Origin of the sequence: Haemophilus parainfluenzae (assembly GCF_014931275.1) — a bacterium.
GTDB lineage: Bacteria > Pseudomonadota > Gammaproteobacteria > Enterobacterales > Pasteurellaceae > Haemophilus_D.
Genome location: NZ_CP063110.1, coordinates 1,486,102 through 1,501,145 on the forward strand (window position 1 = coordinate 1,486,102; position 15,044 = coordinate 1,501,145).

General features: G+C 40.0%; 17 protein-coding genes, 1 tRNA gene and 1 pseudogene. 13 read left to right on the forward strand and 6 right to left on the reverse strand.

Annotated features, from left to right (window positions below; genetic code table 11):
* Positions 1-2: 2 nt before the first annotated feature.
* Positions 3-563, reverse strand: coding sequence for a YceB family lipoprotein (locus INQ00_RS07285; protein WP_197546644.1), 561 nt, complete (start codon positions 561-563; stop codon positions 3-5).
* Between the two features lie 162 nt (positions 564-725).
* On the opposite strand from INQ00_RS07285, the pseudogene INQ00_RS09775 reads away from it, so the two are divergent.
* From INQ00_RS09775 to tyrA, 10 genes and pseudogenes are all read left to right on the forward strand, one after another.
* A pseudogene (locus tag INQ00_RS09775) lies at positions 726-830 on the forward strand (protein kinase family protein); the annotation flags it as partial.
* A complete protein-coding gene (locus INQ00_RS09820) occupies positions 827-955 on the forward strand; it encodes a hypothetical protein (RefSeq protein WP_005696016.1) in 129 nt (42 codons plus the stop codon). The pseudogene INQ00_RS09775 and the gene INQ00_RS09820, both read left to right, overlap by 4 nt.
* A gap of 114 nt (positions 956-1,069) precedes the next feature.
* Positions 1,070-1,146 (forward strand) — tRNA-Met (locus INQ00_RS07290).
* Between the two features lie 129 nt (positions 1,147-1,275).
* Complete coding sequence (rimP, locus tag INQ00_RS07295; RefSeq protein ID WP_197546645.1) at positions 1,276-1,731, forward strand: ribosome maturation factor RimP; 456 nt, start codon at positions 1,276-1,278, stop codon at positions 1,729-1,731.
* A gap of 15 nt (positions 1,732-1,746) precedes the next feature.
* Positions 1,747-3,234: a transcription termination factor NusA gene (gene nusA, locus INQ00_RS07300; RefSeq protein ID WP_197546646.1), complete on the forward strand. Its 1,488-nt coding sequence runs from the start codon at positions 1,747-1,749 to the stop codon at positions 3,232-3,234.
* Positions 3,235-3,245: 11 nt separating this feature from the next.
* Positions 3,246-5,756, forward strand: coding sequence for a translation initiation factor IF-2 (gene infB, locus INQ00_RS07305; RefSeq protein WP_197546647.1), 2,511 nt, complete (start codon positions 3,246-3,248; stop codon positions 5,754-5,756).
* Positions 5,757-5,818: 62 nt separating this feature from the next.
* Positions 5,819-6,094: a hypothetical protein gene (locus tag INQ00_RS07310; RefSeq protein WP_197546648.1), complete on the forward strand. Its 276-nt coding sequence runs from the start codon at positions 5,819-5,821 to the stop codon at positions 6,092-6,094.
* 49 nt (positions 6,095-6,143) lie between these two features.
* On the forward strand, positions 6,144-6,530 hold the full coding sequence (gene rbfA, locus INQ00_RS07315; RefSeq protein ID WP_005696020.1) for a 30S ribosome-binding factor RbfA: 387 nt from the start codon (positions 6,144-6,146) through the stop codon (positions 6,528-6,530).
* Positions 6,530-7,453 (forward strand): tRNA pseudouridine(55) synthase TruB, encoded by a 924-nt coding sequence (truB, locus tag INQ00_RS07320; RefSeq protein ID WP_197546649.1) that lies wholly within the window; start codon positions 6,530-6,532, stop codon positions 7,451-7,453. Before rbfA ends, truB begins: the two co-directional genes overlap by 1 nt.
* 86 nt (positions 7,454-7,539) lie before the next feature.
* The gene (gene tyrA, locus INQ00_RS07325; protein ID WP_197546650.1) at positions 7,540-8,664 is read left to right on the forward strand and encodes a bifunctional chorismate mutase/prephenate dehydrogenase; all 1,125 of its coding nucleotides are present in this window, start codon (positions 7,540-7,542) and stop codon (positions 8,662-8,664) included.
* Positions 8,665-8,707: 43 nt separating this feature from the next.
* Here tyrA and queF read toward each other — a convergent pair whose 3' ends face one another.
* From queF to INQ00_RS07350, 5 genes are read right to left on the reverse strand one after another with little or no spacing between them, the layout of a single operon-like run.
* Positions 8,708-9,547: an NADPH-dependent 7-cyano-7-deazaguanine reductase QueF gene (gene queF / locus INQ00_RS07330; protein WP_197546651.1), complete on the reverse strand. Its 840-nt coding sequence runs from the start codon at positions 9,545-9,547 to the stop codon at positions 8,708-8,710.
* Between the two features lie 24 nt (positions 9,548-9,571).
* The gene (locus INQ00_RS07335) at positions 9,572-10,357 is read right to left on the reverse strand and encodes a Zn-ribbon-containing protein (RefSeq protein WP_197546652.1); all 786 of its coding nucleotides are present in this window, start codon (positions 10,355-10,357) and stop codon (positions 9,572-9,574) included.
* A gap of 2 nt (positions 10,358-10,359) precedes the next feature.
* Positions 10,360-10,734: a SufE family protein gene (locus tag INQ00_RS07340; protein WP_197546653.1), complete on the reverse strand. Its 375-nt coding sequence runs from the start codon at positions 10,732-10,734 to the stop codon at positions 10,360-10,362.
* Entirely contained in the window at positions 10,728-11,930 is a 1,203-nt protein-coding gene (locus tag INQ00_RS07345) for a cysteine desulfurase (protein ID WP_197546654.1), read from the reverse strand. Before INQ00_RS07345 ends, INQ00_RS07340 begins: the two co-directional genes overlap by 7 nt.
* Positions 11,920-12,438 carry a thermonuclease family protein gene (locus INQ00_RS07350; protein ID WP_197546655.1) on the reverse strand — a complete coding sequence of 173 codons (519 nt, stop codon included), beginning with the start codon at positions 12,436-12,438 and terminating at the stop codon, positions 11,920-11,922. The genes INQ00_RS07345 and INQ00_RS07350 overlap by 11 nt, the downstream gene beginning before the upstream one ends.
* A 111-nt stretch (positions 12,439-12,549) precedes the next feature.
* Here INQ00_RS07350 and INQ00_RS07355 point away from each other — a divergent pair, with 111 nt between their 5' ends.
* The 3 genes from INQ00_RS07355 to INQ00_RS07365 are packed head-to-tail and all read left to right on the forward strand — an operon-like array spanning position 12,550 to position 15,017.
* Positions 12,550-12,966, forward strand: a complete 417-nt coding sequence (locus INQ00_RS07355) for a CidA/LrgA family protein (RefSeq protein ID WP_049368798.1) — start codon at positions 12,550-12,552, stop codon at positions 12,964-12,966.
* Positions 12,967-12,972: 6 nt separating this feature from the next.
* Positions 12,973-13,668, forward strand: a complete 696-nt coding sequence (locus tag INQ00_RS07360; protein ID WP_197547515.1) for a CidB/LrgB family autolysis modulator — start codon at positions 12,973-12,975, stop codon at positions 13,666-13,668.
* Positions 13,665-15,017: an anti-phage deoxyguanosine triphosphatase gene (locus INQ00_RS07365; protein WP_197546656.1), complete on the forward strand. Its 1,353-nt coding sequence runs from the start codon at positions 13,665-13,667 to the stop codon at positions 15,015-15,017. The genes INQ00_RS07360 and INQ00_RS07365 overlap by 4 nt, the downstream gene beginning before the upstream one ends.
* Positions 15,018-15,044: the final 27 nt, after the last annotated feature.

Below are 15,044 nucleotides of genomic sequence, written 5' to 3' on the forward strand. Positions count from 1 at the left end.
TGTTAAAACATTCCACCAATTAATTCTAATCGACCTTTCTCAACTTTAATTTCTTTGGCAAATTTCTTAATCAGCATTTGTTTCATATCACTTTCATCCAAGGTGTAAACTGGCATCTGACTTAATAAGGCTGCCACACCATCGCTTAATAGCGGCATAACATCTTGGAGTTGCTCCATTGCACTATTAGGTTCGCCAGACCAGCGTAAAATCCTTAGATTTTTTAAATAAAGCGCCCCTTCATCTGCGTTATATTCAGGAATCGCATCAAAAGTTAAATGTAATTTAGCTGGATAGGTTTTACCAGATAAACGAATAAGCGTATCAACCAAACCACTCATTTCAACACGATTGCTTTCAGTTTGCCCGATTTGAGTTACTAAATCTTTCAGTGCGTAATCCACAGAAAATAATCCTGGAATACCGAGTTTGTCATTAATCGTCCCTTTTTCACTTAAATACTGGTTAATTTGTTGTTCGCTGATGCTAAAAGGGGAAGCTTGTACAGATAGCGTGCAGAAACCTAATGTCAGCACGGTAAGCAATTTTTTCAAAAAATGCATATTTTTCTCCTTGATTGAAAAAGAATAAAAATTTTGTAGAATGTATCGCTTATCTTTTCACGACACAATAAAAACTTTAATAAAAGGAAATACTCTTGTTACTAATTAAAAGAGTATAGTCCTATTAATTATTAGACAAATGTGTTAGCGTATGTGCAAAAATTTAAGTCGTTTTATTATCTTTTACTTCCGTTCAAACCTATTGCAGGAACGGACCTGTTGGCCGTTTATCGGTTATTTGAACATTTAACAAAGGAAAATCTATGAAAAAATTATTTTTAGTGGCTGTATTAAGTGCTTTGGTAAGCGCTTGTTCTGTTGGTGTTGGCGCCGGTGGCGGCAGTAATGGTGTGGGCGTTGGTGTAGGTTTAGGCACTGGCTTTGGATTCTAACTATCACTTTAGATAAAGCAAAGTGCGGTCAAAAAATCTTATGTTTTCAAGAAAATTAGCAGAAATCGCTTGATCTTTTGATTTAGATCACTATAATACACCCCATATTTCGGACGCGGGGTGGAGCAGCTTGGTAGCTCGTCGGGCTCATAACCCGAAGGCCGTCGGTTCAAATCCGGCCCCCGCAACCAATAACAAGTTCAGTAAAAAGAACCCCAAATTTGGGGTTTTTTTGTACGAGAAATTTAGAAACTGGGCTTAGGTTCATTGACGAACCTAACCCTTTTTTTATGTCTGAATTTTAAGATTAGGAGCAAAAATTGGCAACATTAGAACAAAAATTGCAAGAGATGCTTCAAGGTGCAGTAGAAGACTTAGGCTGCGAACTTTGGGGGATTGAATGCCAACGTGCAGGTCGTTTTATGACCGTGCGTTTATTCATTGATAAAGAAGGTGGCGTAGGCGTTGATGATTGTGCTGATGTAAGTCGTCAAGTGAGCGCGATTTTAGACGTGGAAGATCCGATTGCGGATAAATATAACCTAGAAGTGTCATCACCAGGTCTCGACCGTCCATTATTTACGCTTGAACAATTTCAACGTTATGTAGGCGAGGATATCGCCGTGCATTTACGTATTCCAGTTTTAGATCGTCGTAAATGGCAAGGTAAGTTGGAAAAAATTGAAAATGACATGTTGACACTTATTGTTGATGGTCAGGAACAAATTCTTATTTTTGGCAATATTCAAAAAGCCAATGTAATCGCAAAGTTTTAAAGGAGAAAAAGGAAAATGAGTAAAGAGATTTTGTTAGCTGCTGAAGCAGTATCTAACGAGAAGTTATTACCACGTGAAAAGATTTTTGAAGCATTAGAAAGTGCGATTGCGCTTTCTACGAAGAAAAAATATGACTATGAAACTGATATCCGTGTATCAATCAACACCAAAACAGGTGAGTTTGATACATTCCGTCGTTGGTTAGTTGTCGATGAAGTTAAAGTACCAACAAAAGAAATTACGTTAGAAGCGGCACAATTTGAAGATGCGAATATTCAACTTGGTGATTATGTTGAAGATCAAATTGAGTCTATCGCATTTGACCGTATTGCAATGCAAACTGCTCGCCAAGTTATCAGTACTAAAATTCGTGAAGCAGAGCGCGCAAAAGTGGTTGAGCAATTCCGTTCTGAAGAAGGCAAAATTGTTACAGGTACGGTGAAAAAAGTAAATCGTGAAAGCATTATTTTAGATTTAGGCAATAAAGCTGAAGCCGTGATTATGCGTGAAGATATGCTTCCACGTGAAAATTTCCGTCCAGGCGATCGTGTACGTGGTGTGCTTTATAAAGTGAATCCTGAAAGCAAAACAGCACAATTATTTGTGACTCGCGCAAAACCTGAAATGTTAATCGAGTTATTCCGTATTGAAGTACCAGAAATCGGCGAAGAAATGCTTGAAATCCGTGGTGCCGCACGTGATCCTGGTTCTCGTGCAAAAATTGCGGTGAAATCAAATGATAAACGTATCGACCCAGTGGGTGCATGTGTAGGTATGCGTGGTGCACGCGTTCAAGCGATTACCAATGAGTTAGGTGGTGAACGTGTGGATATCGTACTTTGGGATGATAATCCGGCACAATATGTGATCAATGCAATGGCACCGGCTGATGTGACTTCAATTATCGTGGATGAAGATAACCACTCAATGGATATTGCGGTTAATGCTGACAACTTAGCACAAGCAATTGGTCGTAACGGTCAGAATGTACGTTTAGCGACACAATTAACCGGCTGGACATTAAACGTAATGACTACCGAACAATTAAATGAAAAACATCAAGCAGAAGATATCAAGGTATTAAATTTATTCATGGATAAATTAGGTCTTGATGAAGAGTTTGCTCAAATCTTAGTGGATGAAGGTTTTACTTCATTAGAAGAAGTGGCTTATGTTCCAGTGAGCGAACTGACTGCAATTGATGGTTTAGAAGATGAAGATCTTATCGAAGAGTTACAAGGTCGTGCAAAAGATGCGATTACTGCAGCCGCTGCGGCAGAAGAAGAAGCCTTGAAAAAAGCGAATATCGAAGATCGTTTATTAAATCTTGAAGGCATGAATCGTCACATTGCCTTTAAATTAGCTGAAAAACAAATTACGACACTTGAAGAACTTGCGGAGCAAGGTGTAGATGATTTAGCTGATATTGAAGAATTAACCGCAGAGCAAGCCGCTGACTTTATTATGGCTGCTCGTAATATTTGCTGGTTTAGCGAAGAGTAAGGAGTTTAATAATGACTGAAGATGTAAAAAATGCGGATGCAAATGCACCGAAAAAACTAAGTATTCAACGCAGAACAAAAACAACTGTAAGCAGTGCTACTGCTGGCGGTAAAGCAAAAGCGGTACAAGTTGAAGTACGTAAAAAACGTACTGTACCAACAGATGCCGCTAAAAAAGCGGAAGAAGCAGCAAAATTAAAAGCCCAGCAAGAAGCTGAAGCAGCTGAAAAGAAAGCAGCAGAAGAAAAAGCACGTTTAGCTGCTGAAAAAGCGAAAGCCGAAAAAGCTAAGGCTGAAGCAGAAAAAGCTGCGAAACCAGCACCAAGTGCGGTTGAAAATAAACCTAAATCTGTTGATCCTGAAAAAGAAAAACGTAAAGCGGAAGAAGCTGAACTTCGTCGTAAAGCGGAAGAACTTGCTCGCCAAAAAGCAGAAGAGCAAGCACGTAAAGCAGCTGAAGACGCTAAACGTTATGCTGAGTCTGACTCTTTAAGTAATGATAGTTCATCAGAAGATTACACGGATTATAATTTAAGCTCTCGTTATGCTTTAGAAGCAGAAGACGAAGAAGAACGTCGTAAAGAAAATCGTGGTCGTGGCAAAAATAAAGTGGCTAAAGCGAAAAAAGAACGCGATGACGTGAAAGGCACTAAAAATGAGCGCGAATCTAACCGTAAAAATCAAAAAGACGGTAAATTCGGTAAAGGTAAAAATGGTAAGAAAGGTGCTGCATTACAGCAAGCTTTCACAAAACCTGTTCAGGTTGTGAAACAGGATGTTGTTATTGGTGAAACGATTACCGTTGCAGAATTAGCGAATAAAATGGCAACCAAAGCGACTGAAATCATCAAAGCAATGATGAAGATGGGCGAAATGGTAACCATTAACCAAGTGCTTGACCAAGAAACTGCGCAATTAGTGGCTGAAGAATTAGGCCACAAAGTGATTCTTCGCAATGAAAATGAACTTGAAGAAGAAGTATTAGGCGATCGCGATGTTAATGCTGAAAAAGTAACTCGTGCACCGGTTGTGACCATTATGGGGCACGTTGACCATGGTAAAACCTCATTGCTTGACTACATTCGTAAAGCGAAAGTTGCAGCAGGTGAGGCGGGGGGTATTACTCAGCACATTGGTGCGTACCACGTAGAAATGGACGACGGTAAAATGATTACCTTCTTAGATACCCCGGGACACGCTGCATTTACCTCAATGCGTGCACGTGGTGCGAAAGCAACGGATATCGTCGTACTTGTGGTTGCAGCAGATGATGGAGTGATGCCTCAAACCATTGAAGCGATTCAACACGCGAAAGCAGCGGGTGCGCCTTTAGTAGTTGCGGTGAACAAAATTGATAAACCAGAAGCAAACCCAGATCGCGTAGAGCAAGAATTACTTCAACACGAAGTGATTTCTGAGAAATTCGGTGGTGATGTACAATTCGTGCCTGTTTCTGCGAAGAAAGGTATGGGTATCGATGATTTATTAGATGCTATCTTACTTCAATCAGAAGTACTTGAATTAACGGCTGTAAAAGACGGTATGGCAAGCGGTGTTGTGATTGAATCTTACCTTGATAAAGGTCGTGGTCCAGTTGCAACCATTCTTGTTCAATCTGGTACATTACGTAAAGGTGATATCGTACTTTGTGGTTTTGAATATGGCCGTGTTCGTGCAATGCGCGATGAAAACGGTAAAGAAATCGATGAAGCCGGTCCATCTATTCCTGTTGAGGTGTTAGGTCTTTCTGGCGTACCAGCAGCAGGTGATGAAGCAACCGTAGTGCGTGATGAGAAAAAAGCACGTGAAGTAGCATTACACCGTCAAGGTAAGTTCCGTGAAGTGAAACTTGCTCGTCAGCAAAAAGCTAAACTTGAAAATATGTTTAGTAATATGACTGAAGGTGATGTGGCTGAACTGAACATCATTGTGAAAGCGGACGTACAAGGTTCTGTGGAAGCGATTATTCAATCGTTACAAGATCTTTCTACTGATGAAGTGAAAGTGAAAGTTGTTGGATCAGGTGTAGGTGGTATTTCTGAAACTGATGCAACCTTAGCTGCAGCTTCTAATGCGATTATGGTCGGCTTTAACGTACGTGCGGACGCTTCTGCTCGCCGTATTATCGAAGCAGAAAATATTGACCTTCGTTATTACTCTATAATTTATGAACTATTAAATGATGTGAAAGCTGCAATGAGCGGTATGCTACAACCTGAATTCAAACAAGAAATCATCGGCTTGGCTGAAGTGCGTGATGTGTTCAAACATCCGAAATTTGGTGCAATCGCAGGTTGTATGGTGACCGAAGGTGTAGTAAAACGTAACAATCCAATCCGTGTATTACGTGATAATGTGGTAATCTTTGAAGGTGAATTGGAATCTCTCCGTCGCTTTAAAGATGACGTTGCTGAGGTCCGTAATGGTATGGAATGTGGTATCGGCGTTAAAAACTACAATGACGTAAAAGTCGGCGACCAAATCGAAGTATTTGAAGTCGTTGAAATTAAACGTTCAATCTAATCGATAAAAAGAGCGGTCAAAATTCAACGTATTTTTGACCGCTTTTGTCATTGGAGCTAAAAATGGAATCAATGTTTGGTTGGGCGGCTATCAATGCTATTTTGGTTGCTTATGGGTTTGGGCAGAAGAAATGGAAATTTTTAATTATCCCAATCGCTGTAAAACTTTGTTTTTGGATTGCAAGCATTTATCATGCCCAGTCATCCTATGAAGAACATGGTGCAGACTGGAGTCTAGTTGTTGTAGTGATGGATGTCATAATGAATGTTATTGCAGTACTCATTGGCGTGGGGATAGGTTTTTTTCTTCGCCGAAATAAAACCAAATCAGAGAAATAATTTGTAACCTAATCAATGTAGGTAACATTTACTTAGTAAGGGAAATATTATGGCAAGAGAATTTAAACGCAGCGATCGTGTTGCACAAGAATTACAAAAAGAAATCGCCATCATTTTACAACGAGAAGTAAAAGATCCCCGTATTGGCATGGTAACCGTGTCAGATGTGGAAGTATCAAGCGATTTAGCTTATGCAAAAGTGTTTGTCACATTTTTGTTTGATCATGATGAAGTGGCGATTGCACAAGGCATGAAAGGGTTAGAAAAAGCAGCACCTTATATTCGTTCATTAGTAGGTAAAGCAATGCGTTTACGCATTGTGCCAGAAATTCGTTTCTTCTACGATCAATCCTTAGTTGAAGGGATGCGTATGTCTAATTTAGTAACAAACGTAGTACGTGAAGACGAAAAAAAACACGTTGAGGAAAATGACTAATGTCGAGACCTCGCAAGCGTGGGCGTGATATTGATGGTGTATTTTTATTAGATAAGCCACAAGGCATGTCATCGAATGACATTATGCAAAAAGTGAAACGCGTATTCCAAGCGAATAAAGCAGGGCATACCGGTGCGCTTGATCCATTAGCAACCGGTATGCTGCCTATTTGTTTAGGTGAAGCCACAAAGTTTTCACAGTTTTTGTTAGATGCAGATAAACGTTATGTGGTTACAGCAAAATTAGGTGAACGTACAGATACCTCTGATGCAGAAGGGCAAGTGGTCGAAACTCGCCCAGTCAATGTGGAAACATCACAAATTTTAACCACACTTGAACAATTCCGTGGTGACATTTTGCAAGTGCCGACCATGTTTTCTGCATTAAAGCACAATGGGAAACCGTTGTATGAGTATGCTCGCGCAGGCATTACAATAGAACGTGAAGCACGTCCTATCACGATTTTTGAGCTAAACTTTATTGAGTATCAAACACCTTTTCTAACCCTGGAAGTGCATTGCTCGAAAGGAACTTACATTCGTACATTAGTGGATGATTTAGGTGAAGTGTTAGCTTGTGGTGCTCATGTGACAGTGTTACGTCGAACTGCTGTTGCGGATTATCCAACAGAAAAGATGATGACATGGGATGCATTGCAGGCGCTTGCAGAGCAAGGCGATCTTGCACAAGTTGATCAACATCTTTTACCGACAGATACAGCGGTCAGTAAATTACCTGCATTACAGCTAAATGCCGAGCAAAGTAAAGGTATTGGCTTTGGACAACGAGTCAAATTTGCTAATGAAGCCAAATTACATGGTCAAGTGCGGTTGTTTTCTGACAAGAATATCTTTTTGGGCGTGGCACTTATCGATGATAACAATGTAATTCGTCCGCAACGTTTGATTACACAATCTCTCTAACTATTTGCCTTTCTTTTTTAATTCCAGTAATCTCACCTGTAACCTTTTAATTGCAATTTATGTAAATAAGATATTACAGGTGAATTATGGATGCCCTTAATCATTTACGTCAGGAAATTGATGCGCTCGATCGTGAACTGATTCAACTTTTTGCTAAACGCCTCGAATTGGTGACCCGAGTCGGCGAAGTAAAGCACGAAAAAGGTTTGCCGATTTATGCACCAGATCGTGAATTAGCCATGTTACAAGCACGCCGAGAAGAAGCGGCGAAAGCGGGAATCTCTCCACAACTTATTGAAGATGTGCTACGTCGTTTCATGCGTGAGTCTTACTCCAATGAAAATCAATTTGGTTTTAAAACCCTGAATCCAGCCATTAACAAAATTGTTATCGTCGGTGGTTACGGAAAAATGGGGCAGTTATTTGCCCGCTATTTGCGTGCTTCGGGTTATCCTATTTCTATTTTAGACCGCAATGATTGGGATGTGGCAGAACGCATTTTAACGAATGCGGATGTTGTTATTGTCTCAGTGCCGATTGATCACACGTTAGAAACAATAGAACGTTTAAAACCTTATTTAACGGAAAATATGCTATTGTCGGATCTCACCTCCGTGAAACGAGCCCCCTTGGCTAAAATGTTAGACGTGCATAAAGGGGCAGTGGTTGGGCTGCATCCAATGTTTGGTCCCGATATTGCGAGCATGGCAAAACAAGTGGTTGTTCGTTGTGATGGGCGCTTTAGTGAACGTTATGAATGGTTGTTAGAGCAAATTCAAATCTGGGGTGCCAAAATTTACCAAATTGATGCAGTTGAGCATGATCACAATATGACGTACATTCAAGCATTACGTCACTTTTCTACTTTTGCGAATGGTCTGCATCTTTCTAAACAGCCTGTCAATTTAAGCAATTTATTGGCATTATCTTCCCCGATTTATCGTTTGGAATTAGCCATGATTGGTCGTCTATTTGCCCAAGATGCAGCACTTTATGCCGATATTATTATGGATAAGCCAGAAAATTTAGACGTGATTGAAACCTTGAAGCAAACGTATGAAGAAGCGTTACAATTTTTTGAAAAAGGCGATCGCCAAGGGTTTATTGATGCTTTCCATCAGGTGAGAGAATGGTTTGGGGAATATTCCGAACAATTCTTGCAGGAAAGTCGTCAGTTATTACAACAAGCTCATGATTTACGACATGTATAAAATAAAAGTGCGGTTGATTTTCACCGCACTTTTGTATTGTGATTTATTGTCTTGCCAAGCGTAAATTCTGCGGAATTTCCTCAAAGTTAGAACGGAATGGATTAATATCCAATCCACCACGGCGCGTATAACGCGCATAGACGGTGAGTTTTTCTGGTTTGGCGTAATGCATCAAGTCACAGAAAATACGCTCGACACATTGCTCGTGAAACTCATTATGTTGACGGAAAGACACAATGTAGCGGAGAAGTTTTTCGCGATCTATTTGTTTGCCCACATAATGAATTTGCACAGTTCCCCAATCCGGCTGACTGGTGATAAGACAATTGGATTTTAATAAATGGCTTACTAAGGTTTCCTCCACCACGTTATCGGACGTACAATTTTGCAAAATGTTTGCATTAAATTCGTAGCTGTGGATTTCGATATCCTGATCATCAATGCAATCGCCCGTTAACGTATCAATACTTTGTCCTTGATAGTGGGACAATGGATGTAAACGTACTTTGACCTCGCCTTGAGCACAAGCACTTAGGTCTTCACGCATCGTGCGTTCTACGCTAGCAAAATCAGCAAATTGACTTTGGTTAAAGCTGTTTAAATAGAGTTTAAAGCTTTTTGATTCAATTAAATTTTCACTGCGATAATCAATTTCCACATTAGCAATGGCGACTTGCGGTAAACCTTTTGGATTTAACCAAGAAATTTCATAGGCTGTCCAAATATCAGCGCCTTGGGTAAATGGCTGCTGTTCGGTTATGCCTAAGCCATCACGATTGAGTTTTCGAGGCACGGGTTGTAATAAAGTGCGGTCATAATTCGCAGCATATTCTGTTGCTTGACCGAGTTTTAAGGATTGAAGGCTTTTATCTTGATAGTTCATGTGTTTTCCTAAATGACGAAAGCGTTATAAAAAATTCCACGACACATTCGATACTAATCGACATGGGTCGCATTTAAAGTAAATTACATCAAATAGTGGCGCGTCTAATACCCAATCGCCACCACATTGTGGGCAACAGCGTTGCTGTTCTGACTCTAAAGAATGGCCTCCGACACGGTATAAATAATAATAGGTCGGTATGCCGTTTTCTTTTTCGATTTCAGCAGCAAGGTAGCGTCCATGTTTGCTGAGCGTGCTATTAACCTCGGAGATTTCATTTAATGCTTCTTTTTCTAAAGCCGAACCATTCATTTGCAACTGATCGCAGGCCTGCCAATTTTCCTGCCATTTAATTAAATCTTGGCTTAAGTGCGGTTGATTTTTTAGCTGTTTATAGAGCGGAATTGGGGAGAAATCATCCCCGCTATGTAATGGCGAGCAAGATTGTAAATGCGTGGTGTAGAGCATCTGCCATGCAGGTCGGCTACATTCAGCTGTACTGTCAGCATTTAAATCATCGGCAATAATTTGAAAACCCTGAAAAGTTAGACCGCACTTTTCAGCATTTTCCATCGCCAGATTCACAGTTTGGTTATTGTTCTCGGGCAAAAGGCTATCTTGCTCAGGACAAATAATGCGCATTGCAAAACCTTGTTCGCTGTCTTCCTCCATCAAATAAAGCGGGATTTCACGGCCGATAATTTGTCCGTTATAACGCCATTGGTCGATGACGGCATTGAGCAAACGGCTTTGTTGCCCAATATCATTTTCTAAGGCGGTCAATTTAAAAAAAGGTTCGATCAGATACATAATTACAGATTGTGTAAGATTTCTTCGATTTGTTTTAAACCGTTTAAGCGGGTTTCACTTAAGCGAGAGGCAATACCAAGCTTATCAAAAAATTGGCGAATATTAAATTGTTGTAATTGCTCTCGAGTTTTACCGTTGATGTGTTGTAACAACAACCATAACAAACCATTCATAATGCGCGCTTCGCTGTAAGCTTGAAATTGAAACGTACCATCATGTTGTGGAATAGCCTTAAACCAAAGTCCCGCTTCACAGCCTTGAATTGATCGCATTTGAGCCAATTCATCTGGAGAAGGAGGAGGAAGATGTTTACCGGCTTGAATAATGAAACGGTAACGATCTTCCCAATTTTTTGCCTGTTTAATGTTTTCTAGCATGTTAATAACTCTAGGGATTTATCTAATGCCGCAAAAAAAGTGTCTACATCTTGCGGGCTATTGTAAGGCGCAAAAGAAAGTCGTAATGTGGTGCGCTCGCCAAGACGGGCTAAGTAAGGTTGGGCGCAATGCTCACCAACGCGCAATGCAATTTTTTGTTCACTTAAAAGGGTAGCAAGATCGGATGCTGCAATACCATCAAAAACAAAACATACAACAGAACTCGGCTGAGGTGAATTGAATAAACGACAATTCGGATAGTTTTTTAACCGCACTTTACTTTGTTCAGCAAGTTCAACGGCATGCGCTTCGGCTGCCTGAAAATCCCATTTTTTGAGCCAATCTAGCACTGCACCAAAGCCAATCACGCCAGCAATATTCGGTGTGCCCGCCTCTAATCGATAAGGCAAATCAGCAAAGGTAATACATTCATGGGAGACGCGCTCAATCATTTTTCCACCGTAAAAAAGCGGTTGTAGCAGGGAAAGTGAGCTTAATTTTCCGCATAATACACCAATGCCGTTAGGTCCATAATTTTTGTGCGCAGAAAAGGCGATAAAGTCCGCATCTAATGCCTGTAAATCAATTTGTATATGGCTAATAGCCTGAGCCGCATCGACTAAAACGAGCGCATTGCTATGTTGACGGATTAGTCGAATTAAATGCTGGATATGTTGTTCCGTTCCTGTTACGTTGGAAACAAAATTGAGCGCCACTAATTTGGTTTTCTCATTTAAGGCTGCAATTAAGGCATTTTCATCAATTAGCCAATTATCCAAAATAGGCAACACTTGAATTTTTGCCCCACATTTTTTCGCTGTCTCATGCCACGTAACAAAATTAGCATGATGGTCTGCTTGGCTAATTAGAATCTCGTCATTTGCATGCAAAGAGGGGAGTAAACCGTTGGCAACCAAATTAATGCCATGCGTTGTTCCGGAAGTCCAAATTACGGCTTTTTCATCTTCTGCATTAATTAAGGTTTTGACTAAGTGACGGGCATTTTCATATTGTGCTGTTTGTGTGGCTTCGTACTGACTACGATGCACAGAGCCTGCCGATTGATAAAAAGTACTCGTTGCATCAATTAATGCTTGAGGTTTTAGTGCTGTCGCCGCATTATCCAAATAAACTACAGCATTTGGCGATTTAAAATAAGGAAATTCATTTTTAAATGATTGATAATCAAAAGCCATGTTGACCTCCATGTTTACCTGCTTTGTTCTGTTTGCGCCATTCATAAGGGGCGGTAGGGTTAGGATCACGCCATAAGCCAATTTTTTGTTGTTGGGCAAAATCTTGAGCTTGAAAGTAGAGTGGATTTTTAGCATATTGCGGATAAACCCACGCCATACCGTTTTTTACCATTTCTAAGTTGATGTTTTGTTCTTGCAGATAAACCGTTGCCAAAATACGTTGGTAACGATCGTAACCAGAAACGGACAACGTCACATTTTGTTTGAAAACCAGCTGGGAAAGATATTGTTTAGCTTTCTTTCCAAATGGTTGACCTTTTTCAGGGGCATCAATTTCTTGTAATCGCACTTTGAGTTGTTTTTTAGTGGGTAAGAGGCAAGTTAAGGTATCACCATCACTTACCCCAACAACCCAGCACGCCATTTGGCGTTCAGCCGCCGATATTGAAAATGGCGTCCAAAGTGCGGTTAAAATTAGGGTAAAAAATAAGAAGAATTTTCTAATCATTTGGAATTTCTTTGATCTACATCGCAAAATTTCGCTAAAATGGATGGGTAATTTTAACAAAAAAGCGTAAAATAATTTTTAATTATTATTAAAAAAGTTGATAGAGGAAATATGTTACTCCAAAAAGGCGTTCAACTCGCTCGTTCGCTCATCATTTTATACATTATGTTACTACTCGGCAATTTGATTTCTCACTACATTCCAGTGGGGATTCCAGGCAGTATTTGGGGATTATTGTTACTTTTTTTAGGTTTAACAACCCATGTGATTCATCTGGAATGGATTTATTTCGGTTCTAGCTTACTGATTCGCTACATGGCCGTGCTTTTTGTACCGGTGAGCGTGGGCATTATCAAATATTATGATTTACTCGTGGCTCAGTGGAAAGTTTTACTTATTCCTAATATTCTCAGTACCGTTCTGACACTTTTAGTTATTGCATTTATAGGAAACTATTTATTTTATAAACAATCCTTTACCCATAAACGTAAAAAAGTATTGGAAAGACGCAATCTTCAAGCTGACTAAGGTTTTATTATGCAGTATGCAATTTATCTTTATACCATTTTAACGATTTTCGGATTTTGGCTCGCATTACAAATCAGTAAACGTTGGAAATCGATGATTTTCAATACTTTTGTGCTTACAGTATCAATTCTTGTGCTGATTTTAGTGGTTACCGATATTCCTTATGATGATTACATGGCGGGTAATGCGCCGATTAATAATTTATTAGGCGTGAGTATTGTCGCACTGGCATTACCGTTATATGAGCAAATTCGTCAAATTGCGAAACAATGGAAAATTATCCTTTCAGTAGTCGCATTGGCCTCAATATTCTCAATGTTTACCGGGGCTATTTTTGCCATTATTTTAGGTGCAAGCCCTGAAATGGTCGCGACGGTATTACCAAAATCAATTACTACGCCAATTGCAATGGAAGTGGCTTCACATTTAGGCGGCATTCCTGCCGTGACGGCGGTAGGGGTGGTTGTCGCCGGTTTACAAGGGTCTGTTTTTGGTTATCTCATCTTGAAAAAAGTTGGGATTAAACAACAAGAAGCGGTCGGTTTATCTGTTGGTGCTGTTTCTCACGCATTAGGTACGGTAAGTTGTATGGAAGCCGATCCAAAAGCCGGTAGTTATAGTTCGATTTCTTTGGTACTTTGCGGTATTATGAGCTCAATTTTAGCCCCCTTAGTATTCCATGTTATTCGTCTATTTTTATGAGAACCCAATTAGCTGATTTTTGGACTGAACGTTTCCTTCCTGATCCGCCTCGCGAAAAAGATCACCGACCACCATTTCGTCGTGATCGCGGGCGGATTTTACATTCTGCCGCTTTCCGTTGTTTACAAGCCAAAACACAGATTCACGCGGTGGGCGAAAATGATTTTTATCGCACGCGCCTAACTCATTCTCTAGAAGTAGCACAAATTGGTAGCAGCCTTGTTTCCCAATTAAAATTTGCGGAAAGTTATGTTGCTATTTCAGACCAGCTTCATATCGAAAAAAGTGAATTACAGAAACAACTCAAGCCTTTATTACCAAGCAATGATTTAATTGAAAGTTTGTGCTTTGCGCATGATATTGGTCATCCGCCGTTTGGTCATGGTGGGGAAGTGGCACTCAATTATATGATGCGTAATCATGGTGGTTTTGAAGGCAATGCGCAGACATTTCGTATCATTACTAAACTTGAGCCTTATACTGAAACGGCAGGGATGAATTTAACGCGTCGTGCTATTTTAGGCGTGGTGAAATATCCGAATATTTTAGACTTATCTTCCCCTCAATATGCCCAGTTGCCGCATACTGAAAGCGCTGATCCGCGTTATGTCAAAATTAGTGATTGGAAACCAGGAAAAGGGTTGTTCCGTGATGACGTCACAATGTTTGATTGGCTGTTGCAAAATCTTTCTGAAAATGACCGCACTTTATTTGGTTCATTTCAAAAAGTGCGGTCAAATCCTGCCGAGTTTTTAAAAACACAATTTAAATCGTTAGATTGCAGCATTATGGAATTGGCAGACGATATTGCCTATGGTGTGCATGATTTAGAAGACGCAATTGTGACAGGCGTGGTGAATCAACATCAGTGGCAAGAAGCCTTAGATGAACTTAAAACGATTCCTTCAGATTGGCTGGCAAAAAATATAGAGCAAGTCAGCCAACGATTATTTTCCAATTATCATTTTGAACGTAAAAATGCCATTGGTGCATTAGTGAATTTCTTTATCACCCATGTGCGTTGGAAAGTCACCGGTAATTTTGATGAACCTTTGTTACGTTATAACGCAGAACTACCACAAGATGTGATTGCCGCATTAAATGTATTCAAAAAATTTGTCTGGAAATATGTGATTCGTCATGTAGAAACGCAACGTATTGAATATAAAGGGCAGCGTATTCTCACGGAAATGTTCCAGATTTTTGAGTCTGACCCAGAACGTTTATTGCCAACGAATACGGCTAATCGTTGGAGAAATGCACCGGAGCAGGGTAAAAAACGTATTATTTGTGATTATATCGCTGGCATGTCAGATGCCTATGCCTTAAAGGTTTATCACCAGCTTTAAAGTGCGGTTATTTTTATTGATATTTTG

Bases quoted from the DNA above. Each gene is read 5' to 3' on its own strand.
- INQ00_RS07285 (WP_197546644.1), bottom strand. From the start codon at position 563: ATGCATTTTTTGAAAAAATTGCTTACCGTGCTGACATTAGGTTTCTGC.
- INQ00_RS09820 (WP_005696016.1), top strand. From the start codon at position 827: ATGAAAAAATTATTTTTAGTGGCTGTATTAAGTGCTTTGGTAAGCGCT.
- nusA (WP_197546646.1), top strand. From the start codon at position 1,747: ATGAGTAAAGAGATTTTGTTAGCTGCTGAAGCAGTATCTAACGAGAAG.
- infB (WP_197546647.1), top strand. From the start codon at position 3,246: ATGACTGAAGATGTAAAAAATGCGGATGCAAATGCACCGAAAAAACTA.
- INQ00_RS07310 (WP_197546648.1), top strand. From the start codon at position 5,819: ATGGAATCAATGTTTGGTTGGGCGGCTATCAATGCTATTTTGGTTGCT.
- rbfA (WP_005696020.1), top strand. From the start codon at position 6,144: ATGGCAAGAGAATTTAAACGCAGCGATCGTGTTGCACAAGAATTACAA.
- truB (WP_197546649.1), top strand. From the start codon at position 6,530: ATGTCGAGACCTCGCAAGCGTGGGCGTGATATTGATGGTGTATTTTTA.
- tyrA (WP_197546650.1), top strand. From the start codon at position 7,540: ATGGATGCCCTTAATCATTTACGTCAGGAAATTGATGCGCTCGATCGT.
- queF (WP_197546651.1), bottom strand. From the start codon at position 9,547: ATGAACTATCAAGATAAAAGCCTTCAATCCTTAAAACTCGGTCAAGCA.
- INQ00_RS07335 (WP_197546652.1), bottom strand. From the start codon at position 10,357: ATGTATCTGATCGAACCTTTTTTTAAATTGACCGCCTTAGAAAATGAT.
- INQ00_RS07340 (WP_197546653.1), bottom strand. From the start codon at position 10,734: ATGCTAGAAAACATTAAACAGGCAAAAAATTGGGAAGATCGTTACCGT.
- INQ00_RS07345 (WP_197546654.1), bottom strand. From the start codon at position 11,930: ATGGCTTTTGATTATCAATCATTTAAAAATGAATTTCCTTATTTTAAA.
- INQ00_RS07350 (WP_197546655.1), bottom strand. From the start codon at position 12,438: ATGATTAGAAAATTCTTCTTATTTTTTACCCTAATTTTAACCGCACTT.
- INQ00_RS07355 (WP_049368798.1), top strand. From the start codon at position 12,550: ATGTTACTCCAAAAAGGCGTTCAACTCGCTCGTTCGCTCATCATTTTA.
- INQ00_RS07365 (WP_197546656.1), top strand. From the start codon at position 13,665: ATGAGAACCCAATTAGCTGATTTTTGGACTGAACGTTTCCTTCCTGAT.